At 43.6% G+C, this 25401-nt stretch carries 27 protein-coding genes, 1 riboswitch and 1 other annotated feature; of the genes, 12 read left to right on the forward strand and 15 right to left on the reverse strand.

From position 1 onward, the window contains the following. Nucleotides 1–6: 6 nt before the first annotated feature. Both torC and torE read right to left on the reverse strand, forming a co-directional pair. Nucleotides 7–1191, reverse strand: coding sequence for a pentaheme c-type cytochrome TorC (torC, locus tag KI742_RS19130; RefSeq protein ID WP_005378139.1), 1185 nt, complete (start codon nt 1189–1191; stop codon nt 7–9). Nucleotides 1192–1241: 50 nt separating this feature from the next. Then, on the reverse strand, nt 1242–1421 hold the full coding sequence (torE, locus tag KI742_RS19135) for a trimethylamine N-oxide reductase system protein TorE (protein WP_005378141.1): 180 nt from the start codon (nt 1419–1421) through the stop codon (nt 1242–1244). 462 nt (nt 1422–1883) lie between these two features. Between torE and KI742_RS19140 the strand changes: the two genes are divergently transcribed. Both KI742_RS19140 and KI742_RS19145 read left to right on the forward strand, forming a co-directional pair. Further along, nucleotides 1884–2696, forward strand: a complete 813-nt coding sequence (locus tag KI742_RS19140; protein WP_017634681.1) for an ABC transporter permease — start codon at nt 1884–1886, stop codon at nt 2694–2696. Between the two features lie 354 nt (nt 2697–3050). Next, complete coding sequence (locus KI742_RS19145) at nt 3051–3188, forward strand: hypothetical protein (RefSeq protein WP_005378145.1); 138 nt, start codon at nt 3051–3053, stop codon at nt 3186–3188. Between the two features lie 85 nt (nt 3189–3273). Here KI742_RS19145 and focA read toward each other — a convergent pair whose 3' ends face one another. Next, nucleotides 3274–4134 carry a formate transporter FocA gene (focA, locus tag KI742_RS19150; RefSeq protein ID WP_005378146.1) on the reverse strand — a complete coding sequence of 287 codons (861 nt, stop codon included), beginning with the start codon at nt 4132–4134 and terminating at the stop codon, nt 3274–3276. A 299-nt stretch (nt 4135–4433) separates the two neighbouring features. On the opposite strand from focA, the gene KI742_RS19155 reads away from it, so the two are divergent. Then, complete coding sequence (locus KI742_RS19155; protein ID WP_005387662.1) at nt 4434–4667, forward strand: TIGR02647 family protein; 234 nt, start codon at nt 4434–4436, stop codon at nt 4665–4667. Between the two features lie 43 nt (nt 4668–4710). Here the strand turns inward: KI742_RS19155 and KI742_RS19160 are convergent, their stop codons facing one another. Then, a complete protein-coding gene (locus KI742_RS19160) occupies nt 4711–5157 on the reverse strand; it encodes a PACE efflux transporter (protein ID WP_042522041.1) in 447 nt (148 codons plus the stop codon). An 89-nt stretch (nt 5158–5246) separates the two neighbouring features. Here KI742_RS19160 and KI742_RS19165 point away from each other — a divergent pair, with 89 nt between their 5' ends. Genes KI742_RS19165 through KI742_RS19175 form a run of 3 tightly spaced genes read left to right on the forward strand, consistent with a single transcriptional unit; the run spans nt 5247 to nt 7606 of the window. Then, nucleotides 5247–6125: a LysR family transcriptional regulator gene (locus tag KI742_RS19165; protein ID WP_137281859.1), complete on the forward strand. Its 879-nt coding sequence runs from the start codon at nt 5247–5249 to the stop codon at nt 6123–6125. 18 nt (nt 6126–6143) lie between these two features. Beyond that, entirely contained in the window at nt 6144–6971 is an 828-nt protein-coding gene (locus KI742_RS19170; protein WP_017634682.1) for an NAD-dependent epimerase/dehydratase family protein, read from the forward strand. Next, nucleotides 6968–7606 (forward strand): YdcF family protein, encoded by a 639-nt coding sequence (locus KI742_RS19175; RefSeq protein WP_137281858.1) that lies wholly within the window; start codon nt 6968–6970, stop codon nt 7604–7606. The genes KI742_RS19170 and KI742_RS19175 overlap by 4 nt, the downstream gene beginning before the upstream one ends. A gap of 60 nt (nt 7607–7666) precedes the next feature. On the opposite strand, the gene KI742_RS19180 is transcribed toward KI742_RS19175, so the two are convergent. Both KI742_RS19180 and cysS read right to left on the reverse strand, forming a co-directional pair. Next, the gene (locus KI742_RS19180) at nt 7667–8245 is read right to left on the reverse strand and encodes a thymidine kinase (protein WP_042522050.1); all 579 of its coding nucleotides are present in this window, start codon (nt 8243–8245) and stop codon (nt 7667–7669) included. Nucleotides 8246–8332: 87 nt separating this feature from the next. Further along, nucleotides 8333–9715 carry a cysteine--tRNA ligase gene (gene cysS / locus KI742_RS19185; RefSeq protein WP_005378155.1) on the reverse strand — a complete coding sequence of 461 codons (1383 nt, stop codon included), beginning with the start codon at nt 9713–9715 and terminating at the stop codon, nt 8333–8335. 202 nt (nt 9716–9917) lie between these two features. Here cysS and KI742_RS19190 point away from each other — a divergent pair, with 202 nt between their 5' ends. The 4 genes from KI742_RS19190 (at nt 9918) to KI742_RS19205 (ending at nt 13107) form a co-directional block, all read left to right on the forward strand. Next, nucleotides 9918–10412, forward strand: a complete 495-nt coding sequence (locus tag KI742_RS19190) for a peptidylprolyl isomerase (protein ID WP_005378156.1) — start codon at nt 9918–9920, stop codon at nt 10410–10412. A gap of 60 nt (nt 10413–10472) precedes the next feature. Next, nucleotides 10473–11210 carry a UDP-2,3-diacylglucosamine diphosphatase gene (lpxH, locus tag KI742_RS19195; protein WP_005389817.1) on the forward strand — a complete coding sequence of 246 codons (738 nt, stop codon included), beginning with the start codon at nt 10473–10475 and terminating at the stop codon, nt 11208–11210. Between the two features lie 98 nt (nt 11211–11308). Then, a complete protein-coding gene (locus tag KI742_RS19200; RefSeq protein ID WP_005378158.1) occupies nt 11309–12523 on the forward strand; it encodes an EAL and HDOD domain-containing protein in 1215 nt (404 codons plus the stop codon). Nucleotides 12524–12603: 80 nt separating this feature from the next. Further along, nucleotides 12604–13107 carry a YchJ family protein gene (locus KI742_RS19205; RefSeq protein ID WP_285386245.1) on the forward strand — a complete coding sequence of 168 codons (504 nt, stop codon included), beginning with the start codon at nt 12604–12606 and terminating at the stop codon, nt 13105–13107. 280 nt (nt 13108–13387) lie between these two features. Here KI742_RS19205 and hisIE read toward each other — a convergent pair whose 3' ends face one another. The 8 genes from hisIE to hisG all read right to left on the reverse strand — a co-directional run bounded on the left by hisIE (nt 13388) and on the right by hisG (nt 20562). Further along, nucleotides 13388–14023 carry a bifunctional phosphoribosyl-AMP cyclohydrolase/phosphoribosyl-ATP diphosphatase HisIE gene (gene hisIE / locus KI742_RS19210; RefSeq protein WP_213901071.1) on the reverse strand — a complete coding sequence of 212 codons (636 nt, stop codon included), beginning with the start codon at nt 14021–14023 and terminating at the stop codon, nt 13388–13390. Further along, the gene (gene hisF / locus KI742_RS19215) at nt 14020–14793 is read right to left on the reverse strand and encodes an imidazole glycerol phosphate synthase subunit HisF (protein ID WP_258664206.1); all 774 of its coding nucleotides are present in this window, start codon (nt 14791–14793) and stop codon (nt 14020–14022) included. The genes hisIE and hisF overlap by 4 nt, the downstream gene beginning before the upstream one ends. Then, nucleotides 14775–15512 carry a 1-(5-phosphoribosyl)-5-[(5-phosphoribosylamino)methylideneamino]imidazole-4-carboxamide isomerase gene (gene hisA / locus KI742_RS19220; RefSeq protein ID WP_005390889.1) on the reverse strand — a complete coding sequence of 246 codons (738 nt, stop codon included), beginning with the start codon at nt 15510–15512 and terminating at the stop codon, nt 14775–14777. The genes hisF and hisA overlap by 19 nt, the downstream gene beginning before the upstream one ends. 12 nt (nt 15513–15524) lie before the next feature. Then, on the reverse strand, nt 15525–16139 hold the full coding sequence (gene hisH / locus KI742_RS19225; protein ID WP_005389830.1) for an imidazole glycerol phosphate synthase subunit HisH: 615 nt from the start codon (nt 16137–16139) through the stop codon (nt 15525–15527). 26 nt (nt 16140–16165) lie between these two features. Continuing rightward, a complete protein-coding gene (gene hisB / locus KI742_RS19230; protein ID WP_033905090.1) occupies nt 16166–17239 on the reverse strand; it encodes a bifunctional histidinol-phosphatase/imidazoleglycerol-phosphate dehydratase HisB in 1074 nt (357 codons plus the stop codon). 69 nt (nt 17240–17308) lie between these two features. Next, nucleotides 17309–18349: a histidinol-phosphate transaminase gene (gene hisC / locus KI742_RS19235; protein WP_017634689.1), complete on the reverse strand. Its 1041-nt coding sequence runs from the start codon at nt 18347–18349 to the stop codon at nt 17309–17311. An 18-nt stretch (nt 18350–18367) separates the two neighbouring features. Further along, nucleotides 18368–19660 carry a histidinol dehydrogenase gene (gene hisD / locus KI742_RS19240; RefSeq protein ID WP_033905089.1) on the reverse strand — a complete coding sequence of 431 codons (1293 nt, stop codon included), beginning with the start codon at nt 19658–19660 and terminating at the stop codon, nt 18368–18370. Between the two features lie 5 nt (nt 19661–19665). Continuing rightward, on the reverse strand, nt 19666–20562 hold the full coding sequence (gene hisG, locus KI742_RS19245; RefSeq protein ID WP_005378180.1) for an ATP phosphoribosyltransferase: 897 nt from the start codon (nt 20560–20562) through the stop codon (nt 19666–19668). Between the two features lie 53 nt (nt 20563–20615). Further along, nucleotides 20616–20753: a sequence feature (His leader region), on the reverse strand. A 368-nt stretch (nt 20754–21121) separates the two neighbouring features. Between hisG and KI742_RS19250 the strand changes: the two genes are divergently transcribed. Continuing rightward, a complete protein-coding gene (locus tag KI742_RS19250; protein ID WP_005388056.1) occupies nt 21122–22075 on the forward strand; it encodes a sigma-54-dependent Fis family transcriptional regulator in 954 nt (317 codons plus the stop codon). A gap of 323 nt (nt 22076–22398) precedes the next feature. Here the strand turns inward: KI742_RS19250 and tet(35) are convergent, their stop codons facing one another. Next, complete coding sequence (gene tet(35), locus KI742_RS19255) at nt 22399–24000, reverse strand: tetracycline efflux Na+/H+ antiporter family transporter Tet(35) (protein ID WP_005378182.1); 1602 nt, start codon at nt 23998–24000, stop codon at nt 22399–22401. 109 nt (nt 24001–24109) lie between these two features. Beyond that, a riboswitch (Lysine riboswitch) is annotated at nt 24110–24292 on the reverse strand. A gap of 582 nt (nt 24293–24874) precedes the next feature. On the opposite strand from tet(35), the gene KI742_RS19260 reads away from it, so the two are divergent. Next, complete coding sequence (locus KI742_RS19260) at nt 24875–25282, forward strand: H-NS family nucleoid-associated regulatory protein (RefSeq protein WP_005378185.1); 408 nt, start codon at nt 24875–24877, stop codon at nt 25280–25282. The last annotated feature ends 119 nt before the right edge of the window (nt 25283–25401 follow it).

The raw sequence follows: 25401 nt of genomic DNA on the forward strand, positions 1-25401 counted from the left end.
CGCTTATTAGTGGTGACCTTCAGCATAATCTGAAGAGTGTTTCTGTAGATACTTCAAGATCAGTGCTTCACTGTCTGTATCTAGGTTAACGAACGCCAACATACCGTCGAACATACCTGGCCAGGTGTTCGCGTCGAAGTGCGCTTCCGCAGGTTGAGTGTGACATACAGAACAATTGGTCTTGTAGGCTTCACGAGATTTTTCCCAAACAGGATTGATGTCGTTCAGCATAGACTCTTTCTTAATCCATACTTTCGCCGCTACTTTTTCCCAAGGAAGGCCTGTTAGCTCATCCACTTTTTTCTCACCAGTCGTCACAATGTTGCTGTCTGTTGCTGCTTCTTTCATCAGAGACGCAGTCGCAATGTTCTTACCGAAGTCTTCTTGAATTACACGACCAAAACCTTTTGCTTTGCGCCAACCGTCAATTTCGATCTCAACAAACTCGCCTTTGTCTTCAAGAACTTTAACAGTCGATGCAGGATTAAGAAGACCAGCTTCTTTACTGCCTTGCGCATCAAAGTAAATTGGTAGGTGACGAACGCTCACGAGTTGCTGACCAACGCCGTAATCCGTGTTAGAAGTCATACCCTCTAGATCACCCACGATACCGCCAATGCTGTCCATGCCTGCTGGTAGGTTGTGCGCAATACCCTTGTGACAGTCAACACAGCTTTGATCTTTCTCAGCGGCTTGCTTCATTTGGATACGAGCCGTAGGAGACATTTGCTCGAAATCCATCGATTCATAGTTGTGACAGTTTTTACACTCCAGAGATTTGTTTGCCGAGAAACGATCCCATTCGTGTTTAGCAAGTTCGATACGACGCTCTTCGAACACACCCGGTTCGTCGTAGTTGCCAAATACTTGTGCAAATACTTCTTTAGAAGCTTGCATCTTACGAGCGATCTTATCTGTCCAGTTATGTGGAACGTGACAATCAGGACAGGTAGCACGAACACCAGAGTGGTTTTTCCAGTGCACCGTTTCTTGTAGCTCAACGTATACGTTGTCACGCATTGTGTGACAACTAATACAGAATTCTTCTGTGTTGGTTGCTTCTAGAGCGGTGTTAAAGCCACCCCAAAAGATAACACCAGCAATAAAGCCGCCCATAGTCAGCACACCTAGGCTGATATGTACAGCTGGGCGCGTCATGGTACGCCACAGTTTAATGATTAATGATTTCATTATTTGCTCTCTTAAAATCTTTTCAAAAGTGTGGTTATGAGCGCACTGGCTTACATGCCGTGTGCGCCTGGAGGCCCAAAGAAGAAGACTTGCAACATCCAAACGATGAACCCGTAGCCGCCAACAAAGGCCACACTCAGAATTGGGAAGAGAACAACTGCAATGAAGAGGAACGACTTCCACTCCAGGGAGCGTTTTTCACCACTCTCAATTTTATTAACATCACTCATACATTTGCCTATTTTGTATCTAGTGTTATTGAAAAGCCCGCGTAACCAAGCTTAAGTTTTTTACAATCTCTAATGGAAAATGTTAGACCATACTAATAGTAGGGTTCAATCAAATAAGCGACCTCAGACCTTGTAATTCAACACTTTTTTGAGCTCATCCAGAGATATGATGGATTGATGTTATTTATTAAAAAACATGAACAGATGTGACAAAATAAGTCTTTTAAGGAGTTGTTAAATAACCAACATTTAAGAAACATCGATCACATTTAAATCGTAATTACCATGCCATAAATCGACTTAAAAACTCCGAAAAAGATAACCGTTTGTAAACAAAATGCTGCGTATTAATGTCGAAAATAGCACTCAAGATTTACTTTAAGAACAGCAAAAAGTGCACGTAGTGGTTCATATAAAGGAGAGGCTTAGATACAATTATTCGCGTACTTTCAAGGAGCGATTATGGATAACGTGGTGGATATAAGCTGGGTCAAACTGGCACTGTTTGGTTTGATTTTATTGGTCCCCTTTTTTATCAATGCCCGCTACAAATTAGGGATAGCAAAAGACACGATAATCAGTGTTATCCGAATGACACTTCAGCTCATATTGATTGGCGTGTATTTAGAATATCTTTTTCAATTAAACAGCTTACTTGTCAATATACTTTGGCTTGCCATCATGCTACTGATTGGTGCCAGCTCAATTGCGGGAAAAGCTCACTTACCTAAAAAGCCACTTATGCTTCCGCTACTAACGGGCCTTACCTGTGGTCTAATACCACTTCTGATAGCAATTACAGCAGGCTTAGTGCAACCATCCCCTATTTACAATGCGCAGTACATGATCCCACTTGCTGGTATGTTATTGGGTAACAGCTTGAGTAGTAATATCATCGCTCTTCAGAATTTGTTTACGGCTTTTGAGCAGAGACAAGCAGAATATGAGGCTGCAATCTCACTTGGAGCCTCTCCTCGCTACGCATCCTTCCCCTTCATTCAGGAGGCTCTTAGAAAGTCCCTTGCCCCGACTTTAGCTTCTATGGCCACTACAGGGCTGGTTACCTTACCGGGTATGATGACCGGTCAAATTCTAGGTGGCGCGAGCCCGATGGTTGCGATTAAATACCAGTTAGTAATTATGCTGGCTATTTTCGTTATGTTGAGTGCCTCCGTAACCATAACGTTAGAAATGACATTGCGCTGGGTACAAACCAAAGAAGGCCGAATCAAGATAAAAATCGAGCAACCCGAATCGACCAAAACTCACGGTTAGTTGGCGCTTGTGGGTAAAGCCCGTTAAACAACTTGTGTTGCCAAGTCGAACGTACTTATAACTGAATAACTCAACTATTCTTCGAGCACTCATCAAGACGCTTTCAGATGAAAAGTCAGGCAGAATTCTTTTTGATATAAGCCTCTAATTTTATGAAATTTTCTTTGCAAGTTTAGATACGCACGATCTTTGATACAGGTTATCCACAGAAAATGTGGATAAGCCCCCAAAACCCATACGCAACCAGAAACATAGCAACATAAGTGATCAATCTAATCTTCATGCATTGATCACGTGACTGACATGTTCTAATTTTAAAGTAAAGGCAGTGACCACAAACTTGGAGAGACGTACATGGATGTCTTAATGATCAAAGAAAATTACGATGAACTCCTGTCCGATGCACCTCTGGATTGGCTCGTTCAAGAACCAAAGGAAGTAACTTCTCATTGGCTCCCAACCGATTTTGGCATCAACGAAGAGTTGATTTAGCATGACTCGACTTATTTGACACTTGCAGAGACAAGTAAAAAGAAAGGCGAACCATCTGGTTCGCCTTTCTTGTGATCTTCTAAACTTATCGCAAATGGTTATCTTCATCGCGTAGATAAATCATCCAATACCACATGCCAACAAATACGCCACCACCAATAATGTTTCCTATCGTAACAGGAATTAGGTTGTTTACGATGAACCCCATCATGTTTAAGTCCGCGTAGTTTGCAATATCTGCCCCTGTCATTTGCCAAAACGCTTCTGGCGCAAAGTACTTAATACCAATCGCCATAGGTACTTGGAACATATTCGCAATACAGTGCTCAAAACCTGCCGACACGAACATAGCCACAGGCAAAATCATGACCGCTATTTTATCTGTCAATGTTCGCCCACTAAACGTCATCCAAACTGCAATACAAACTAATACGTTACACATGATGCCAAGCGCAACAGCAGCAAAGAAACCATGATGTAATTTGTGTTGGGAGATCGCCATCGCGTTGAGACCAACTTGGCCATGATCAAACATATATTGCTTGGTAACTAGCATACAGGCCACGAGCAAAATGGCCCCAACCATATTGCCAAAATAAACCACCAACCAGTTTTTGATAAGTGCTTGCCAAGAGATTTTTCCACTCGCACGCGCAACTAGTGTCAGCACAGAGCTAGTGAAAAGCTCGCCGCCAGTAACCACCACCAAAATCAAACCAAGGCTAAATGCCAGACCACCAATGAGTCGTGTAATGCCCCAAGGCAGCTCGCCTGCGCCTGTCGTTACTGTGGTATAGAAGATGAAAGCAATACCAATATGAAGCCCCGCAGAAATGGCGAGCAGAAAAGATTTGATTGGAGCTTTCGTTGCTTTGCCTACCCCCACTTCAGCCGCGCGTTCCGCAGCTTGTGGCGGTAATAGTGAGTCAAACTGATTAAAGTTCATTCTGGTGTAACATTTAGAAACATTTAAAGAGGCGCGGATAATCGCTCTATTTCCCTATTTTTTCAAGTGCTATTTGGCGTGTTTACTAAAATCGTTGTTATTGGGAGATAAAGCAATAAATAGCGCCTATCATTCGCTACCGTAAGTATCATTGATACTTAACAAGTATTCGACCTTTCGAACAAAGATCCTGCGTTATATCAGCCTGATAGCGCCATACTTAACACTTCTTGTCGTTGAATGTTGCCCAACGCTACTTTTCAGACTAGCTTGGTAAAAAAAGCGCAAAGGAATCATTTATGAAATATTCAGCTGAACATATCGCCGAATTGAATCTACTTCTTCAGTTCGACCTAAGTAGTGCTGCAACTGGTATTAAAGTTCATACAGACGCGTCAGAAGAAATGCAGGCAGCCGTTGCTCGTCTATATAAGAAGCAACTTTGTACACAGCCTGACGGTGGTTATCTAACAGACGAAGGCATTGAAGTTGCAGAACATGCAGATAAGATTTTAAGAGTTTTGTCTGTGTAATTTGAACAAAAAACGCCACCGAACTCGGTGGCGTTTTTTAGTCCTATATTTTTCCTGTCGATGCCTGTGGCAATAATCGCTTTTTCATTTTGCTAAATGGTTGAACCTTGTCATACAACCAGTTAAAACCAGTGGCATAAAATAGGAAGAAAACGAGGAAGCCGGCTTCCAGCATTAGAGCTTGAAGAAGCGTAATTTCTAAGAACCAGGCAATCACAGGTAGAGAGATAAAGATCAATCCTCCCTCGAAACCAATAGTGTGTCCAAGCCGCATCGCTAAACTTCGCTCAGCTCGATTGTCACCAAACCACTTATCAAAATACAAGTTGTAGATGTAGTTCCATATCACGGTATACATGCTCAACCCGACCCCAACCAACGCGAGATCACTAGAACCCTTTCCAGTGATCAATGAAGCCGCTGGTACAATAATCGCGAGTGCGATTAACTCAAAAAGTACTGCATGAAAAATTCGTTCGTTACGAGTCATATTTCTCTGTCCAAATAGTTCTACTCAATGCTTAGAATTTTATCTATTATTTAGATAACCAAAAGTTAGATACCATCGGTTTAAGCGATATGTTTACCATCGAACAACTGCAAGCTTTCATTGCTACATCAGAAGCAGGATCATTTTCAGGAGCAGCTAGAAAACTGGGGCGAGCTCAATCTGTAGTTAGCCAGCACATCATGAATATGGAGATCGACTGTGGCGTTGAGCTTTTCGATCGATCAGGCAGGTACCCTAAATTAACTGAGAATGGCCTCGCGCTCGTACCTTATGCACAAGCAACAATCAGCCAACTCGACCGCCTAAACAATAGGGCATCACAGCTCTTTTCCACGCCAACGAACAAATTAGTCTTAGCTATTGATGAAGGGATTCCTCTGACTCGCTTGCCGGATGTGCTAAAGAAGTTAGAGCAACGCTTTCCACACTTACAAGTTGAATGCTTAACGGCATCAAGCCCTGATATCATTGAATTGGTTAAGTCGGAACGCGCCACGACTGGGATTATTTTGAGTGATTTACAAATGCCAAGGCACATCGATTTCACCAATCTTGGCAATATTGCATTTGATGTCTATGTTTCTTCAACACATCCTTTAGCAAAGCAGAAAATCACTCACATTGATCAATTAAAACAACATCGTCAATTGGTCATACGATCCAAAAGTGCAGAGCCATGTGGCCTCAATCAAGCATTTAGCCCAGATATCTGGTACGCTGATAACTACTATATTTTGTTGGAATTGGCGAATAAAGGGTTTGGTTGGTGCTTTCTACCACAGCATTTAGTCGCGTATTCACCTAATACATTAGAAAAAGTTGGGGATGATTTCACAAAACTGGCTTGGCAAGTCAATGTTGACCTTATTCAGCACCAGAAATGGCATTCAGATCCCCTCCATCAACAAGCTAAAGCAGAACTGCTCAACCTATTCGGGCAGACATAAGTAAGTAGGAAGACCCAAATGGCAAATACATTGATCGTAGGTGCAGGCTGGCTCGGAACTCCGCTAGCAGAAACATTGATGAAAGATGGACACTATGTTGTCGTCACTCGTCGTAGCCAAACTCGATTAAAAGAGTTACCCACCTCATTAACTCACTCCGCATTGTTCGATTTCAATCAATTGAACGCCACAGCACGGCTAGATGAGCTGCTCAAACAGCATCAAATTACGCACGTTATCGGTGCTTTTCCTCCAGGATTTCGTAAAGGACGCGGTCAAGAATATGCACAGCAATGGCAAATACTTGCCAACGCAGCTAAGCAAAACAACGTTGAAAAACTTCTCATGATCAGCTCTACAACGGTTTACCCTAACCTTGCTTCCGATATGGAAGAAGCTGACGCGTCAATCTCTTTAGCAGCCGAAAGCCCTTATTTCTCTGACAATGCACGTATTATGCTTCAAGCAGAGCAGCATGTTATCGACTCGAATATTAGCTTTGTTATTCTACGTTGTAGCGGATTAATCGGGCCAGATAGACACCCATCTCGCTTTGCAGCAAGGCTTCAACAAGTTAGTCGTAAAGCACCAGCTAATATGCTTCATCAAGATGATGCTGTCTCGGCTGCGAAATTTGCCTTAGGCAATTTAAGCAACCAAGTCATTAATGTTACGACACCTCATACTGTCAGCAAGGCTGAGTTCTACCAAGCTGCCATAAACAAAATCGGAAGTGAGATACCTCTTCCACCCGTCACAGAGCAAGCTGACAAGCGTATTCTTGCTGACAAACTACTCTCACTTGGTTATCGATTTCACTTCAATTCAACTTTGGATGCGCTATGAGACTCTATAGACATATAGAAACGCTTTGGGATTACATGCAACTTAAACATGAACTGAAGCCTGCGGACTGTTTGTTTGTGATGTGCAGTAATGATGTGCGTGTAGCGGAGCACGCTGCCAAGCTCTACCACCAAAAGTTGGCACCTTTGATTGTATTTTCAGGGGGTGAAGGTCGCTTCACAGATGGACTGTTTGAAAAAAGCGAGGCAGAAACCTTTGCCGAGATTGCAAAGTTGTCGGGCGTTCCAAGTGAAGCAATTTTGCTCGAAACTGAATCCACAAACAGTGGAGAAAATGTTCGCTTTACTGAGCAACGATTAAAAGAGGAAGGAAAACAGTGTTCCTCGTTTATTCTGGTACAAAAACCGTTTATGGAGCGTAGAGCAATCGCGACATTTGAAAAACAGTGGCAGTCACCCTACACTCAGCTCCAAGTAAGCTCTGCGGCTCTTCCATTTTTTGAATACATTAATGAAGACATGCCATTAATGATGGTGCTAGAAGCACTAATGGAAGATTTCTCTCGCGTAAAAAGCTATCCAGAGAAAGGATTTCAAACCGAGCAGAACATCCCTCAGCAAGTCGAATCTTCTTACCAGGTTTTACTCGAGCGGTTTGGTTTTGACTTAGTCTAACTTTTTCTAACCGACAACAAAAAGCCACCAAGTTCGGTGGCTTTTCTGTATCAATACGGCTTATTTACCGAGCGCTTCTTTGTAATGTTGGCGGCATACGGAGACATACTTATCGTTACCGCCGATCGCAACTTGATCGCCTTCTTTAATTGCCACGCCGTGTTCATCGGTACGAATAACCATATTCGCTTTGCGGCCGCAATGGCAGATTGTTTTGAGCTCAACCAGCTTGTCTGCCCAAGATAATAGATACTTACTGCCTTCAAAAAGTTCGCCTAGAAAATCGGTGCGAAGGCCGTAACACAATACTGGAATATGCAACTTATCAACGACTTCAGTAAGTTGATAAACTTGTTCTTTCGACAAGAACTGACACTCATCAACAAGAATACAGTGACGTTTTTCAACCTCATTCAGATCTGCGATCTCTTGATACAAATTGGTATCCTGACGAAATAAATGTGCGTCAGATTGAAGACCAATACGAGAGCTCACTTTACCGACACCAAAACGATCATCTAGCGCAGCCGTAAAAATAACTGGCGTCATGCCGCGTTCTTGATAGTTGAAAGAGGATTGAAGAAGCGTTGTTGATTTACCCGCATTCATTGCTGAGTAATAGAAATACATCTGAGCCACAGAGCATTACCTAAAGTTAAAGTTTTAATTTATGGAAATGGAAAATAAAAGGGCTGAATTATCAGCCCTTTAAAAATGAAAATTCAATTACTTACGACGCCACGTTGTGCCTTCTGGACCATCTTCCAGAACAATGCCCATTTCGGTCAGCTTGTCACGAGCCATATCTGCATTCGCCCAATCTTTCGCAGCACGAGAGTCGTTACGCAGCTTGATCAGAGCTTCAATTTCAGCCACTTCATCATCGTTACCCGCATCACCTTTTAGGAAGGCTTCAGGATCTTGGTGAAGAATACCGATCACGTCAGCTAGTTCACGCATTAGCGCACCGAGTTCGCTCGCTTTCTCTAGGTTTTCTGTCTTCAGACGGTTAACTTCTCGCGCCATGTCGAACAGTACTGAGTAAGCTTCTGGTGTGTTGAAGTCATCGTTCATCGCTGCAGTGAAGCGAGATACGTATTCTTCACCACCAGCAGGCGCCGCGTTTAGGTCTAAACCACGTAGAGATGTGTACAGGCGCTCAAGCGAAGCACGTGCTTGGTTTAGGTTATCTTCGCTGTAGTTTAACTGGCTACGGTAGTGACCAGACATTAGGAAGTAACGCACTGTTTCAGCATCGTAGTGACCAAGAACGTCACGGATAGTAAAGAAGTTACCTAGAGATTTAGACATCTTCTCACGGTCTACCATTACCATGCCGCTGTGCATCCATGTGTTCACGTATTGTGTATCGTGTGCACAGCATGATTGCGCGATTTCATTTTCATGGTGTGGGAACTGAAGGTCAGAACCACCGCCGTGAATGTCGAAGTGGTTACCTAGGATTGAAGAGTTCATAGCAGAACATTCAATGTGCCAGCCTGGACGACCTGGACCCCATGGTGACTCCCACGTTGGTTCACCCGGCTTTGACATCTTCCAAAGTACAAAGTCTAGAGGGCTGCGTTTTGCTGTTTCGATATCAACGCGCGCGCCAGCTTGAAGCTGATCAAGGTCTTGCTTAGAAAGCTTGCCGTATTCGTTGAATTTACCTACTTCAAACATTACGTCACCGTTATCTGCAACGTATGCAAAACCGCGCTCGATTAGCTTCTCAACCAATTCGATGATTTCAGCAATAAACTGTGTCGCACGAGGTTCAACGTCCGGACGTTTCATGTTCAGCGCATCAAAATCAGCGTGCATTTCACCAATCAAACGCTCAGTCAATGAATCGCAAGACTCACCATTTTCTGCGGCACGTTTGATGATCTTATCGTCGATATCTGTGATGTTACGTACAAACGTCAGATCGTAGCCCAAGTAGCGAAGGTAACGTGATACAACGTCAAAAGAGACGAAAGTACGACCGTGACCAATGTGACAGAGATCGTAGATGGTAACTCCACAGACATACATACCGACTTTGCCAGCTGTAATTGGTTTGAATTCCTCTTTCTGTCTTGTGAGTGTGTTATATATCTTTAACATGATCTCTATCTATGATTGTGAATGAATAAAAGAAGATGAGTATATCAACTCCAACCTAGTTAGGTAATAGCAATTAACCGATAAAACGATAATCGACTAAACTTCAAGCACAAAACGAAGAATTTCCTCTTCCTGAGTTTTTAAAGCACTAGAACTTAGGCTAGAATCTCGGGCTCAACACAACACAGTAAAGGAAAGTAGCATGATCACCCTTCACACTAATTTTGGTGACATCAAGATTCAACTAAACGAAGAGAAAGCGCCAGAGACAAGCGCAAACTTCCTTCAGTACTGCCGCGACGGTTTCTACGACAACACGCTTTTCCACCGTGTTATTGACGGCTTCATGATCCAAGGTGGTGGTATGGAGTCTGGTCTACGTGAAAAAGCGACTCGTGCACCTATCAAGAACGAAGCAAACAACGGTCTTAGCAACAAAGTGGGTACACTTGCTATGGCACGTACTATGGAGCCGCATTCAGCAAGCTCTCAGTTCTTCATCAACGTAAACAACAACACATTCCTAGACTTCCGTAGCGAAAGCCTAGACGGTTGGGGTTACTGTGTGTTCGGTGAAGTAATCGAAGGCATGGACATCGTAAATAAGATCAAAGGCGTTAGCACTGGTTCTTACGGCATGCACCAAGACGTACCTCTAGAAGACGTAGTAATCACTGGTACAACAATTGAAGAGTAATTCTTAGGAATTATTTTTAAAAGATAAGTTAATGGGGAGGCATAGCTTCCCCTTATTTCTATGACGACATTATTTATTTCCGATCTTCACCTTACCCCATCACGTCCTGATATCACGGAATGTTTTGTGACGTTCATGCGAACAGAAGCAACAAAAGCTGATGCACTTTATGTACTCGGCGATCTGTTTGAATTCTGGATTGGTGACGATGACAACACCCCTTTTGCAGACCAAATCCGTGCAGAATTTAAAGCACTGACGGATGCGGGTGTGCCAACTTTTTTCATCCAAGGCAATCGAGATTTTTTACTCGGCAAACGCTTTTGCAAAGAAACCGGTATGACATTACTCGACGATGTCTGCACGATTGATCTTTATGGTCAAAAAGCCGTAATCCTACATGGCGATACGCTCTGTATTGACGATGTGAAATATCAAGAGTTTAGAAAAACCGTTCACAAACCATGGCTACAATGGTTGTTTAACCGTATTCCTTGGTTCATTAAGAAGAAAATTGTCTCAAAAGTTCAATCCGATATTCGTGATGATAAAATGAGCAAGTCATTAGATATCATGGACGTCAACCAAAATGAGGTCGAGAAAGTGATGTCTCAGAACTGCGTCAACTTAATGATTCATGGTCACACACATCGCCCGAACACACATTTTTTTGACGTCGATGGCGTTAAAAAGACCCGAATTGTTTTAGGGGATTGGTATACGCAAGGCTCAGTTTTAAAAGTAAATTCTGATAGTTTTGACCTACAAACGAGACCGTTCATACAGAATTTGCGTTAAGCATGTAGAGCGTGTAGAAGATTCACGCTCAAGTCGTAGATATTTTGTAAAAAATCGCTATTATCATAATACTAAGTTAAACAGAACGAAGTACCTAATTGAAGTATTCTTACGTAGCTCGCCAACCGATTCTGGATAGAGAAAAACGAACCATAGGTTACGAACTCCTCTTTCGAGACGGCCCTAAAAATACCTTCCCTGAAGTAGAACCAGAGCTGGCTACTAGTCGACTGCTATCCGATCATTTTTTGTCGACGCATTACAACACATTAGGAAACAAACTTGGCTTTGTTAACTTTCCGCATCAAAGCTTGGTGAACTTGGTCCCAACTTTGTTCCCTAAAGAATCTCTCGTCATTGAAGTCCTTGAAGACTGCGAACCGACAGAAGAACTGTTAGAAGCCATCAAGCACCTTCATGAGTGCGGATACAAAATTGCTCTGGATGATTTTGTTCCGACGAAAGCTTGGAAGCGTTTTCTTCCATACGTTTCCATGATCAAGTTTGATATTAGACTTGTGCCGATCAAGAAAGCTGCCATTTTTATTCAGGCGTTGAGCCCATTTAAAATCGACTTTCTTGCGGAAAAGGTAGAGACCTATGAAGAGTTTGAGCAAGCTCTAGAAGCCGGTTTTAACTATTTTCAAGGGTATTTTTTTAGCAAACCTGAGATGATCCAGAAAAAACGGTTGAACCCCGCGTTTCTTACCGTCATCCAGCTTTGTAAAGAGATTGCAGATAAGCCCATCGACTTCAATGAGGTTGAACGTCTGTTTTCAATTGATGTGACGCTGTCATACAAGTTGCTTACTTACGTAAATTCAGGATATACATTAACGACCAAGATTAAGTCGTTCAGACAGGCGCTTATTTATCTGGGTGAAGAGCGACTACGACGCTTTATTTCCTTAGTTGCAATTGCGTCCGTTCAAGAAGATAAACCTGACTCTCTTTACTCTTTAGCGATTCAGCGTGCACGAATGTGTGAACTGTTACTTAGTCAAATGAACACTAGGTATGACCCTGGGCAGGCTTTTTTGACAGGCATGTTTTCTTTACTCGGATCTTTGCTCGATCAACCGCTCTCGGATGTCATTGAAGATATCCCCGTTGACGAAGATATAAAACTCGCATTAACCAGTCGAAAAGGCGTACTTGGTCACTTACTTTCGATGACAATCGCCTATGAACAAGCGGACTGGGAGTTAGCCGAGCGATATTGCACCGTTCTTAAATTAACCGAACCTCAATTAGCGGACGCTTTTAATCAATCGACGGAATGGGCTCAAGAACTGCTGTCTCAAACGCCCTAAATCGCTATAATGCCTCACCTCCAGCCTCGCAATTGTGGGGTTGTTTGTTTTTACCGCTTAATTAATCGAGATTTCATTTTATGGCTTCTTCTTGCCCTTGCGGATCTAACCGCACCTACCAACAGTGTTGTGAAATTGCCCACAATAACCATGCTTACGTTACCACTCCGGAGCAGTTAATGCGCTCTCGTTACAGTGCGCATGTGTTAGGTCTAGTAGATTACGTGGTGAACACGTACCACCCAAGCTGTAATGCAGAAGAGCAACGTGAAGGCATTGCCCAATCTATCGACAGCGATTGGTGCAAACTTGAAGTTGTAAAAACAGAAGCTGGCAGTAATGACAATGAAGGCTTTGTCGAATTTAGCGCTTATTTTGATGAAGACGGCAAGCGCTACTGTATGACAGAGCGTTCTCGCTTTGTAAAAGAAAATGGGCTTTGGTACTACATTGACGGCACATTTCCTGAAGAAGAGCCAGAACAAGATCCACGCTTAAACCAGCCAGTAAGTAGCCTAAAAGTAGGTCGTAACGACCCGTGTATCTGTGGAAGCGGTAAGAAATTTAAGAAGTGTTGTGGGTAAGATCATCCACTCCTAGCTTATTGAGCTCTCTTTAATGAAATTCCTGATCTCGCCTAGGCTCGTTGGAGTGACGTGAATATATGTACCTGTTTGAAGTAAATAACTCTACTGCAAGCACCATTAGAAAATATACCGTCATTCTGAACAGCGAGGAACGAGTGTGATTCAGAATCTAATCGCTACTAGCACTGTTGCCGGTTTTTACCCCGAATCAAGAACACTAAATTAAAAAAGCCCCTAGGCTCGAGAGCATAGGGGCTTTCATTTATCTATAGCAGGTTTATTTATGACGCTCTTTCAGTTTGTTCACTACGTCATTAATCGATAAGCCTTGGTCTTGAAGCAATACCAGTAAGTGGTAAATCAGATCTGCAGATTCACACACTAACTCCGCCTTATCGCCCGACGTCGCCGCAAGCGCGACTTCAACGCCTTCTTCGCCCACTTTTTGCGAAATACGCTTGGTGCCACGGGCGTAAAGACTGGCAGTATAAGAGGAATCTGGGTCGGCACTCTTGCGGGCAGCCAATAGCTGCTCAAGTTGATGAAGCCACACCATTTGTGACTCCTCTTGAGGGTCCACATCCCAGCAAGTTGTGTTACCCAAGTGACACGTAGGACCAATGGGATTCACTTTCACCAGTAGCGTATCGTTGTCGCAATCGAGCTGCATGTTCACTAGCTGCAATACGTTGCCGGAGGTCTCACCCTTCGTCCAAAGACGCTGCTTGGTACGAGAGAAGAACGTCACTTGACCTGTTTCGCCCGTTTTTGCCAACGCATCTTGGTTCATGTAACCCATCATCAGCACTTGGCTTGATTGGAAATCTTGTACGATGGCAGGTACCAGACCATCCACCTTTTCCCAGTTGATTCGCTCAGCTAGCGAACTTACTTCGGCGGCTTTCACACTCATAGTCGTACCTCAATGCCTTGTTGTTTCAAATACTGCTTTAGTTCACCAATATTGATGACTCGCTTGTGGAATACCGATGCGGCAAGCGCGCCATCCACATTTGCTTTTTGGTAGGCTTCTGCGAAGTGCTCCATGGCACCTGCACCACCCGATGCAATCAATGGCACGTTACACACTTCACGCACCATATTAAGTTGTTCAATATCGTAGCCGTTACGCACGCCGTCTTGGTTCATCATGTTCAGAACGATTTCACCAGCGCCGCGTTTTTGTACTTCTTGCACCCAATCACGCGTTTCCCATTGGGTTGCTTTGGTGCGTTCTTCATCACCTGTAAACTGGTAAACCTGATACTTACCAGTCTCTTTGTCGTAGTATGAATCGATACCAACGACGATACATTGCACACCAAACTTATCAGCAAGGTCAGTAATCAATTGCGGGTTCGCCAATGCAGGTGAGTTGATAGACACTTTGTCTGCACCAAACTCAAGAATGCGCGCTGCGTCTTCCGCTGATTTAATACCACCAGCCACACAGAAAGGAATATCAATCACTTCTGCAACACGAGCGACCCAACTTTTATCGACGACACGACCATCACTTGAAGCGGTAATATCGTAGAACACGAGCTCGTCAGCGCCCTCTTCCGCATAACGCTGTGCCAGAGGAACGATGTCGCCAATGATTTCATGGTTACGGAACTGGACGCCCTTGACCACTTGTCCATCACGTACATCAAGACATGGAATTATTCGCTTTGCCAACATGCAAACGCCTCCTCTGCTGTGAACTTACCATCTAACAGCGCACGACCAACAATCACGCCAGCCACACCGCTGCCTTTTAGCGCTTCGATATCTGCTAATGAGCCAATGCCACCTGAAGATTGAAACTGCACTTGTGGGTACTGTTTGCATAGGTCAACGTAAAGCTCTACGTTTGAGCCTTCTAGCGTACCGTCACGAGAAATGTCCGTACAAAGCACGTGCTGCAAACCTACCGTTAGGTAATCGTTGATTAGAGCTTCGATGGTCACGCCTGAATCTTCTTGCCAACCAGAGATCGCCACTTTACGTGTGCCGTCTTGATCGATGTTGATATCTAGCGCGAGAACGATTTTCTCTGCGCCGTATTTTTCCATCCAACCTTTCACAAGCTCTGGCTGTTTTACTGCTGTAGAACCAACAACAACACGCTGAGCACCGGCTTCTAACAGATCAATAACGTCTTGCTCTGTACGCACACCACCACCGATTTGGATGTTTGCTGGTGTACTTGCTAGTAGCTTTGCAATCAAATCAAGCTGGCGTGCTGTCGTGTCTTTCGCGCCAGTTAAATCCACCAAGTGCAGCCAGTTAGCACCCGCTTGGTGGTACAAGTTGAACTGCTCTGCTGGGTCGACTTTGTACTCGGTTACTTGGCCGTAATCACCTTGATAAAGGCGAACCACCTGTCCTTCAATTAAATCAAGAGCTGGAATAATCACACTAAATCCCTTTTATAATTCTAAGAAGTTTTGAATAAGCTTCGCGCCCGCTTTTGAAGAACGCTCAGGGTGGAATTGCACGCCGTAATAGTTACCGCTTTGTACTGCTGCTGTGAACGGGTTGCCGTATTCACATTCCGCAATCGTGTAATCCCCAACTGGCATCGCAAAGCTGTGCACGAAGTAGAAATACTCTCCTTCTTCAATACCTTTGAAAAGTGGATTACCTGCTTTTGCAGAGACCGTGTTCCACCCCATATGCGGCAGCGGCAAATCGCCAGTTTGTAGTAGCTTCACTTCACCATCACAAAGTCCAAGACACTCAACTAACTCGTCGGCTTTCTGCCCTTTCTCTTGAGACACTTTGCCCAACAGTTGCATGCCTAGACAGATACCTAACAGCGGCTTTTCTACCTGTTTTACCAAGCTGATAAGATCGCGCTCTTCTAGGTTCTTCATCGCTTCGCTGGCAGTTCCCACGCCCGGTAGGAATAACTTATCTGCCGACAACACAACTTGTGGATCTTTTGAAATTGTTACGTCATAGCCTAGGCGTTCAATGGCAAACTTCACCGAAGAGACGTTGGCACAGCCAGTATCGATAATGACAACTTTCTGTTCTGTCACTGTTTTTCTCCTTGCTAAGGTTAGCCTTAAAGCACGCCTTTACTACTTGGTAGCTCAGTGCCTTCTACTTTGATTGCTTGGCGTAACGTACGACCAAACGCTTTAAATAGACTTTCAATGATGTGGTGATCATTGTTGCCCGCAGAAGAAAGGTGCAACGTACATGCTAATGTGTCAGTCAGAGAGCGGAAGAAGTGAACTACCATCTCTGTTGAAAGATCACCCACTTGCTCACGGCTGAATTGCGCGTCGAACTTAAGGTAAGGACGACCTGATAGGTCTAGTGCGCATTGTGCCAAACACTCATCCATTGGAAGGCTAAAGCCAAAGCGACCAATACCACGCTTGTCACCCAGTGCTTCTTTCAACGCTTGACCTAACGCAAGAGCGGTATCTTCCACTGTGTGGTGATCATCAATGTGCAGGTCACCTTCTACTTTGCACACCATCTGGAACCCACCGTGCGTCGCAATTTGATCCAGCATGTGGTCGAAGAAGCCAAGACCAGTAGAGATGTCATTGCCGCCTTGTTCGTCAAGATTAACGAATACTTTGATGTCCGTTTCTTTTGTGGTGCGAACCACTTCAGCAACGCGTGCCTTCACCGTGAGATCTTTCAGGATCTGTTTCCAACCCATGGTTTCTGGGTTGTATTGAATGCCACGAATTGCCATGTTTTCTGCAAGTTGAAGATCAGTTTGACGATCGCCAATCACAACAGAATTTTGGAAATCCACTTTGCCACCTTGAAGGTACTCTTTTACCAAGCCCAATTTAGGCTTACGGCAAGAGCAGTTATCTTCATCAAAGTGAGGACAAATCAGCACATCATCAAACTTCACACCTTGAGATTCAAAGATCTCCATCATCATGTTGTGTGGTGCATCAAAATCTTCTTGTGGGTAGCTGTCGGTACCCAAACCATCTTGGTTCGTGACCATCACTAGACGGTATCCTGCATCCTGCAACGACAACAGGCTTGGGATAACAAATGGCTCTAGCTTTAGTTTGTCTAAACGGTCTACTTGAAAATCAATCGGCGGCTCGACAATTAAGGTGCCATCACGATCAATAAAAAGGATTTTTTGTTGTTTGCTCACTCGAACTTCCTTATTGCTATTCTTTTGGCGCTCCCGCTATTGAGCGAGAGCGATAAATTCTGTCTCTATTTATGCGTAGTAGTTTCTGATAAATCCAAGCGTTTTTTCGCACTCGTCACGGTTACCCACACTGATACGCACACAATTTTCAATTGGCGAGTTACGCAAAATAATGCCCGTATCCCAAGCCGCTTTGAAAAGGTCATCGCCATCTGGGAATTTCACCAATAGGTAGTTCCCCCACCCTTCAAACACTTCCAAACCCGGAATCATTGAAAGGCCAACTTGCAAGTAAGCACGGTTTGCATTCAAATCGAGAACTTGAAACTTCGCTCGTGCTAAACCAGCTTCCGAAAGCGCCTGAGTCGCAATTTCTGCCACTGGAACTGGGACTGGGTAAGGTGCGATAACTTTAAGAAGTACATTAATAAGCTCTTCGTTCGCAAGCGTAAATCCACAACGCAGACCTGCAAGCGCAAAAGCTTTCGACAGAGTACGCAGAATCGCAAGATTCGGGTATTGCGCCAGTAGGTCTACCGTTGACGCTTCTGGACAAAAATCGATATACGCTTCATCCATCACCACGATTGCACGGTCTTTTGTCATCTCAAGCAGAGACACAATGTCCTCACGCTTAACCAAGTTACCCGTTGGGTTGTTTGGCGAACATACAAAAACCAGTTTCACGTTATCCAGATTAGCTTCGATGCCTGCAAGGTCTAGTTGCCAATCTGACGTTAGCGGCACGGTTTTGCGCTCTACACCGATAGTTTCTGCACTGATGGCGTACATACCGTAAGTTGGTGGGCAGTAAAGAATCGCATCTTCACCCGGCTCACAGAATGCACGAATTAATAACTCAATACCTTCGTCTGCGCCGCGAGAAGTCAGTGTTTGTTCTGGTTTCACACCCGCATACGCTGCGTAAGCGGAAATCAGTTCTTTCGGTTGGCATTCGCTGTAACGATTAAGACGAGCAAAGTCTGTTTTGTATTCATTGTTAAATGGTGATTCGTTGGCATTTAGCCATACGTCACCCGTACCACCGATTCGGCGAGCCGACATATAAGGGGTAAGCTGTTGGACTTGTTTACGCGCTAGCTTTTCCATCTCATTACTCTCTTATTCTTACTTACTTGCTAATTTTTCTACGCGGATAGTAACAGCACGTTTGTGAGCGTCCAGACCTTCCGCTTCAGCCATCGTGACTACCGTTGGTGCAAGGTTCTTTAAACCATCAGCAGAAAGCTCCTGAACCGTCATTCGTTTAGAGAAATCCGCCAAACCTAAGCTTGAATAAGTACGTGTGTAACCGTAAGTAGGAAGGACGTGGTTAGTCCCCGATGCGTAATCTCCCGCAGATTCAGGCGACCAATCCCCAAGGAAGATAGAGCCTGCATTATCAAGTAGAGGTAGAAGCTCACGAGGGTTCTTAGTCTGAACAATCAAGTGCTCAGGACCGTAGTAATTGGAAATAGAAACTGACTGCGTCATCGACTCGGAAATAATGATCAAGCTTGATGCCAGAGCCTTTTCTGCGATGTCTGCACGAGATAGCTCCTTAAGCTGACGTTGAACCGCATCCGTCACTTGATCAGCAATCACAGGAGAAGGAGTCACCAATACCACTTGAGAATCAGGACCGTGTTCCGCTTGGCTCAAAAGATCCGCAGCGATAAAGTCTGCATCTGCGGTTTCATCGGCAATCACAAGCACTTCTGATGGCCCTGCTGGCATATCAATCGCAGCACCACGGAAATCATTACTTACCTGACGTTTTGCTTCGGTCACGTAAGCGTTGCCCGGACCAAAGATCTTATCTACTTTCGATACAGTCTCGGTGCCATAAGCCATTGCAGCAACTGCTTGGCCACCACCGACGTTATACACCTCATCAATGCCACACAGTTTCGCGACATAAAGGATCTCATCAGCGATTGGGGGTGGAGAACAAAGAACGACTTTACGACAACCTGCAATTTTTGCAGGAACGCCGAGCATCAAAACAGTCGATGGCAAAGGCGCACTGCCACCAGGAATGTACAAACCCACTTTTTGAATTGGGCGTGTTACTTGTTCACAAAGGACACCTGGCTGGGTTTCCACCTTGATCGGTTGCGGCTTTTGCGCTTTGTGGAACTTAGAAATATTGGCGTAAGCTTGCTCTAGTGCGCTCTTCATTGACTCTGACAAACGCTCTGACGCTGCCTTAATTTCCTGAGAAGAAACACGAATGGATTCAGGCTTAACACGGTCAAACTTTTCTGTCAGCTCAATAAGAGCAGAGTCACCTTCTTCTCGAACTTTAGCAATAACTTCGGCCACAGCAGTGGTGATATTGGCACCTTCTGCAATAGCAGGGCGCTCCAAAATAGAGTCTTGCTGATTCTCACTTAATGATTGCCAAACGACTGTTCTCATGATGCTTACTCCATCATTTTTTCAATTGGTAGAACAAGAATTGAACTTGCGCCCAACTCTTTCAGCTGTTCCATTGTTTCCCAGAACAGGTTTTCAGAACTCACCAAGTGAACAGCCATTTTCTGCTTATCTGCAGAAAGAGGAAGAACAGTTGGATCTTCAGCACCTGGCAGTAGTGCTTTAATTTGATCTAACTTCTCTGCTGGGGCGTGAAGCATAATGTACTTAGATTCTTTTGCTTGTTGTACGCCTTGCATGCGAGTTAACAGCTTTTCGATTAGCGCCACTTTGTCTGCGTCGAACTCACCTGTGCGTTGAATCAATGTCGCTTTTGATTTGAAGATAATTTCAGCTTCTTTAAGGCCGTTCGCTTCCAGTGTTGCACCTGTAGAAACCAAATCAGCGATAGCATCAGCGAGACCCGCGCGAGGAGCAACTTCTACAGAGCCTGTCAGCATACATGTAGAGAATGGAACGCCGGCTTCATCCATGTACGCTTTTAGAAGTTGAGGATACGTTGTAGCAATACGCTTGCCAGCTAAGTCTTGTGGACCGTTGTACTCTTCGTCCTTGTCGATTGCGATAGATAAACGACAGCCACCAAAATCAAGTCGACGAAGCTGAACAAACTCGCAGGGTTCACCTAATGCTTTGCGGTCAAGGCGAACTTCTTCTAGTTCATTTTCGCCAATAAAGCCAAGGTCAACCACGCCATCCATAATTAAACCTGGGATGTCGTCGTCACGAACCAAGAGTAAATCAATTGGCATATTTTCAGAATGGACAACTAAACGCTCGCCCATTACGTTGAACTTTACGCCGCACTGTTTTAGTAGAGCTTGACTCTCTTTGCTAAGACGACCTTTTTTCTGAATTGCGATTCTTAAACGTTGTGTTTGCATTGCTTTGTCCCTATGCAAGATTTTGATATCTAAGTATTTTTCAAACTAATAAAACTAAAAAACCCTCGGGAGATTGAAGTCTCCCGAGGGTTTAAAATCTGCTTTTACTTTGATTTTACCTCCGGGAGTTTCCTGCCTCCCGGGTATGCGTACATCGCCCGAAAGACTAGATTGGGTGATGATGGTGATGAATGTTCATTACAAAATTACGCATACTTATTTAAGGCTCTTTTGAGTTGCTTTGTTAGTAACCACACTAACTAAGGATTCTATATTTTTCAATACTCAATTGAATATTTTCTAAATATTTTTCACAAGACATTGATTTAAATGGAATTAAATTCTTTTCCATATTGACTACTCTGGTGGAAAGAACACCTCCAATCAGCTCTACTCTGACGAAGAAAGCGAAGAATAGTATGAATATTCACCAAAACAACTATTTAGACCGTACCCAACCCATTAATTGACACTTTTCTCAATAAAGAGACAACAACTCACGTTTGAGACAAGTCATTCAAAACTATTATTAGAGCGGGGCAAAAAATAGTGATTAACAATGAAACTGCGTAACGGTAGTAATAAACAAGCTGTAGATTTCGACGATACGGCACTATACCCGTTGATCGGCAATAGTGCCTGTATCCAAGAACTTCGTACTGCAATACAAAAGTACGCTCAATGTGATGCTGAAGTCCTCATTCAGGGTGAAACTGGTGTTGGGAAAGGTCTTTGCGCTCGCCTTATTCATCAATTGTCGAACAGACACTCTGCACCTTTTGTGGAAGTCAACTGTGGAGCCATTCCAAGTGGTCTTATTGCATCCGAGCTTTTCGGCCATGAAAAAGGAGCATTTACAGGCGCAATCTCAGAGCGTATAGGTTTTATTCAAAAGGCACATAAAGGCACCCTATTTCTTGATGAAATTGGTGACATGCCACCAGACTTACAAATCCACCTCCTTCACTTTTTGGAGAGTAAACAAATCCATAAAGTCGGAGCGGATAAATTCATTGACGTGGACTGTAGGGTCATTGCAGCAAGCCACGTGGATTTGAAAAATGAGGTCGTACAAGGAGGATTTCGTGAAGATCTATTCTATCGGCTTAATATATTGCCATTAACTATCCCTCCACTGAGAAAGCGTGGAAAAGACATTATTATTTTATCTGAACACTTCCTAGCAGATCTGTCTCATGGTCAGGTACAAAAAATGTCTGATAAGGTAAAAGCCAAGCTCCTCAAACATCGTTGGCCAGGCAACGTAAGAGAACTGCGTAATGTCATCCAACGAGCAATTGTCATGTGTGAAGATCACACGCTTCTCGTCGCTGACTTGGGCCTTGATAACAATGAGAGGCAATTGCTCCCTTCTGTGGACCAAATTGATCTCGACTACCTATTGCAAGCTATCGAAGAAAATAAACACAATATGAGTGCGGCTGCACGTCACCTCGGCATTTCAAGAACAACGCTTTATCGATTAATAAAGAAATACAACTTAAATGTTTAAATACTGTATAGGTGTAACGTAACACTGTGTAACAGGTAACTCTTTAGATATCATTTAGTTAACTCTGCATCGCAACCATGCGGATTTTGCTGTATTAAAAATCAAAAGCTTAAAATGGGCATAGTCTTTGCTTAGAACTAAGAAGAAGATGGATTGCTTTCCCATTACAGCCCATCAAGGAGAGCTCGGTACACAAACAATTCGCTCTTAACACGAGACTTTTATCCCCAAAAACGCGATTGCCCCCCTCACCTAAGTCGCGTTAAAAAAAGCTCCGCTAAATTAGCGGAGCTTCCCTCTGTAACGAATCTATTCAAAACAACTTACGCACTCTGGCAAGACGCTATTTTAGACTTTGAAAGCCATGACAAAATAGCGCAAACGATAACGAATGTTATCGACGCTGCAATGAACGAAAACGCAATTGAAGCAGTCATACCAAGGGCAATAAAGCCGACGCATGAAACAAGCGCGACTGATAATGCATAAGGTAGCTGTGTTGATACGTGATCAATGTGGTTACAACGTGCACCCGTCGATGACAAGATAGTCGTATCTGAGATTGGTGAACAATGGTCACCGAATACCGCACCAGCTAAAACCGCACTCAGCATCGGTAGCATTAGCGCTACGTCTGTTGCGCCAGCCATGTCACCCGCGATTGGTAACATAATACCGAACGTACCCCATGAAGTACCTGTTGAGAACGCCATTAGGCCAGACAACAAGAATAGGATAACTGGTAGCCAGTGCGGGTTAATGTTGCCCTGCGCCATTGTCGAAAGGTAAGTACCAGTCTTCATATCACCGATAACAGAACCAATGGTCCAGGCAAATACTAAGATTAGAATCGCACCAAACATAGACTTAGCACCAATCCAAAGTGTACGTGCGATCTCTGCCATTGGTAGACCTTGCTTCACAACAGTAAACAGTGCAACTGCTAAGCCAAGCAAGCTACCGTAGATTAGTGATGTACCTACATCTGTATTTTCAAAAGCACCAAGAAGCGCAAACTCCTTACCATCAGCAGCCAATGCTTGGCCACCCGTGTAAAGCATTGAAGCGATAGTCGCGATAATCAGCGTCACGATAGGAAGTATCAAATCTGACACTTTACCCTTTTCACTTTCACGGATATCTAGCTCTTCGTTTAGGTCATGCGCTTCTTGCGAGTCATTTTCTTTGTCTTTATCAAAGCCACGACCTTGCGATGCAGAGATCTCATGCTCACGCATTTTACCAATATCAAGACCAAACCACGCAACAGCGAACACCATTAGCAGCGCAAAAACGGCGTAGAAGTTCATTGGGATAAGACGAACATATGCGCCAAGAGCCGAATACTCTGTGATCCCATGTGAGACTAAGATCCCGCCAATAATAGTAATAATGTAAGCACCCCAGCTAGAAGCAGGCATAATTACACACATTGGAGCAGCGGTTGAGTCTAGAATGTACGCAAGCTTAGCGCGAGACACATAAAAGCGATCGGTTACTGGGCGAGAGATCGCACCAACAGCAAGACTATTAAAGTAATCATCGACAAAAATGAATACGCCTAAAAAGGCGGCAAGAAGTTTGGAGCCGCGTTTACTCTTCACTCGAGATTGTGCCCATTCAGCAAAAGCACGAGTACCGCCAGATAGCGTTAATAAAGCTGTTGTCATACCTAATAAGATTAGGAAGCCAACAATACTCATGTTCCAAGTGTTAATTCCGCCATCTTCAATAAAGACAGAAGAAACTTGAGAACTGACGTAACCTGCGGTGTCGCTGATAGACCAGCTATTAAGTAGCACCGCACCTAGCACGATACCTACACCCAAGGAAACTAATACACGTCGAGTCAAAATCGCCAAAGTCAAAGCGACAATAGGTGGCAATAATGAAACAGGAGAACTAGAAAAATCTATTAAATTCATGATCTTCAAAAACCAAAGTTTGGCTAGAGATCTACTGCAGACAAGTCACGTAGCATACGATACGTGCTCATGTTGAACTTAGCGACAGGGAAGCGAACACTCCACCCAACCCTACAGTAGCGCTCCATAGTTTAATGTGAATATATACTATGGCAGTGTTGTTCCTTTCAGATACAACCCCAGCAAGTAACTTTGATGAGTTACTTACTTCGGCAATCTTCGCCTTCCACTATTATTCATTGGCATCACCCCAATAATAGCTACTCTTCGAGACCGCGCCTCTACGGCAACAACAAACAATTAACCACTAACTGTACAAATTAACAACAAATTGTCTGCAATATTGCATCAGGTGGCAGCCATTGTACTTATGATGAGAGTCAATGCAACACATCAAACTAAATTAAACAAATAAATAATGGCTGAGATAATTTATAAACCTTACCTACTTCCATAAGTTTTGTGCAACTGAAATCACATCAATCATGTTATTTATGAAACATTATTACTACCTTAGAAATATCATGGTTTATCTTATATCAATAAATTAAGGATATATGACACACCATTAAAGATGGATGCTTCATATTTTTAAGTAATAACTCAAATTTTTTTATAAAAAACCAAGCAGTCACTCTCTCTATACAATAATGATTGTTGATTTTAGTTCTCATCTAATAATGATTTATTTCGAGTGTAATAATATTAATTGCTTTAAAAAATAGTCAAATTTAAACAAAATCTTGATTTAGCATTTGCACATAAGGAAAAGATAAAGTTAAATATAAGGACTCTTTGTTTATTTATAGATTGGCATTATTTAATCGTAACGATAAAAAGTGCCCAACACATTAACCTTTTAATAGGAATCGTTATGTCAGAGCTGACTAAAACCCTTCTAAATATCCGTAGCCTTCGTGCATTTTCTCGTGAGCTGACTCTAGAACAATTGGAAGAAGCTCTAGATAAACTCACTACTGTCGTAGATGAGCGTCGTGAAGCAGAAGAAGCAGAACGCGCAGCACAAGCAGAGCAAGAAGCTAAGCTTGCAGAGATTGCTGAGAAAATCGCTCAAGACGGTATTGACGTAGAAGCACTTATTACTGCGCTATCTGGCGAAACTAAGACGAAAGGCAAAGCGAAGCGCGCACCTCGCCCTGCTAAATACAAATACACAGATTCAAACGGTAATGAGAAAACTTGGACTGGCCAAGGTCGTACACCTTCGGCGATTCAAGAGCAACTTGATGCAGGTAAATCTCTGGATGAGTTCCTAATCTAGATCCGTGCTATTTTTAAAAGGCTCCCATAGGGAGCCTTTTTTATTTAAACCATTACAAATAAAAAAGGCACATTTCTTAATGTGCCTTTTACTTTAGTTACTGTGCCGTCCTAAATAAG

This window comes from Vibrio sp. D417a (genome assembly GCF_030248595.1).
Taxonomy (GTDB): domain Bacteria; phylum Pseudomonadota; class Gammaproteobacteria; order Enterobacterales; family Vibrionaceae; genus Vibrio; species Vibrio alginolyticus.

Bases quoted from the DNA above. Each gene is read 5' to 3' on its own strand.
- torC (WP_005378139.1), bottom strand. From the start codon at position 1,191: ATGAAATCATTAATCATTAAACTGTGGCGTACCATGACGCGCCCAGCT.
- torE (WP_005378141.1), bottom strand. From the start codon at position 1,421: ATGAGTGATGTTAATAAAATTGAGAGTGGTGAAAAACGCTCCCTGGAG.
- KI742_RS19140 (WP_017634681.1), top strand. From the start codon at position 1,884: ATGGATAACGTGGTGGATATAAGCTGGGTCAAACTGGCACTGTTTGGT.
- KI742_RS19145 (WP_005378145.1), top strand. From the start codon at position 3,051: ATGGATGTCTTAATGATCAAAGAAAATTACGATGAACTCCTGTCCGAT.
- focA (WP_005378146.1), bottom strand. From the start codon at position 4,134: ATGAACTTTAATCAGTTTGACTCACTATTACCGCCACAAGCTGCGGAA.
- KI742_RS19155 (WP_005387662.1), top strand. From the start codon at position 4,434: ATGAAATATTCAGCTGAACATATCGCCGAATTGAATCTACTTCTTCAG.
- KI742_RS19160 (WP_042522041.1), bottom strand. From the start codon at position 5,157: ATGACTCGTAACGAACGAATTTTTCATGCAGTACTTTTTGAGTTAATC.
- KI742_RS19165 (WP_137281859.1), top strand. From the start codon at position 5,247: ATGTTTACCATCGAACAACTGCAAGCTTTCATTGCTACATCAGAAGCA.
- KI742_RS19170 (WP_017634682.1), top strand. From the start codon at position 6,144: ATGGCAAATACATTGATCGTAGGTGCAGGCTGGCTCGGAACTCCGCTA.
- KI742_RS19175 (WP_137281858.1), top strand. From the start codon at position 6,968: ATGAGACTCTATAGACATATAGAAACGCTTTGGGATTACATGCAACTT.
- cysS (WP_005378155.1), bottom strand. From the start codon at position 9,715: ATGTTAAAGATATATAACACACTCACAAGACAGAAAGAGGAATTCAAA.
- KI742_RS19190 (WP_005378156.1), top strand. From the start codon at position 9,918: ATGATCACCCTTCACACTAATTTTGGTGACATCAAGATTCAACTAAAC.
- lpxH (WP_005389817.1), top strand. From the start codon at position 10,473: ATGACGACATTATTTATTTCCGATCTTCACCTTACCCCATCACGTCCT.
- KI742_RS19205 (WP_285386245.1), top strand. From the start codon at position 12,604: ATGGCTTCTTCTTGCCCTTGCGGATCTAACCGCACCTACCAACAGTGT.
- hisIE (WP_213901071.1), bottom strand. From the start codon at position 14,023: ATGAGTGTGAAAGCCGCCGAAGTAAGTTCGCTAGCTGAGCGAATCAAC.
- hisF (WP_258664206.1), bottom strand. From the start codon at position 14,793: ATGTTGGCAAAGCGAATAATTCCATGTCTTGATGTACGTGATGGACAA.
- hisC (WP_017634689.1), bottom strand. From the start codon at position 18,349: ATGGAAAAGCTAGCGCGTAAACAAGTCCAACAGCTTACCCCTTATATG.
- hisD (WP_033905089.1), bottom strand. From the start codon at position 19,660: ATGAGAACAGTCGTTTGGCAATCATTAAGTGAGAATCAGCAAGACTCT.
- hisG (WP_005378180.1), bottom strand. From the start codon at position 20,562: ATGCAAACACAACGTTTAAGAATCGCAATTCAGAAAAAAGGTCGTCTT.
- KI742_RS19250 (WP_005388056.1), top strand. From the start codon at position 21,122: ATGAAACTGCGTAACGGTAGTAATAAACAAGCTGTAGATTTCGACGAT.
- KI742_RS19260 (WP_005378185.1), top strand. From the start codon at position 24,875: ATGTCAGAGCTGACTAAAACCCTTCTAAATATCCGTAGCCTTCGTGCA.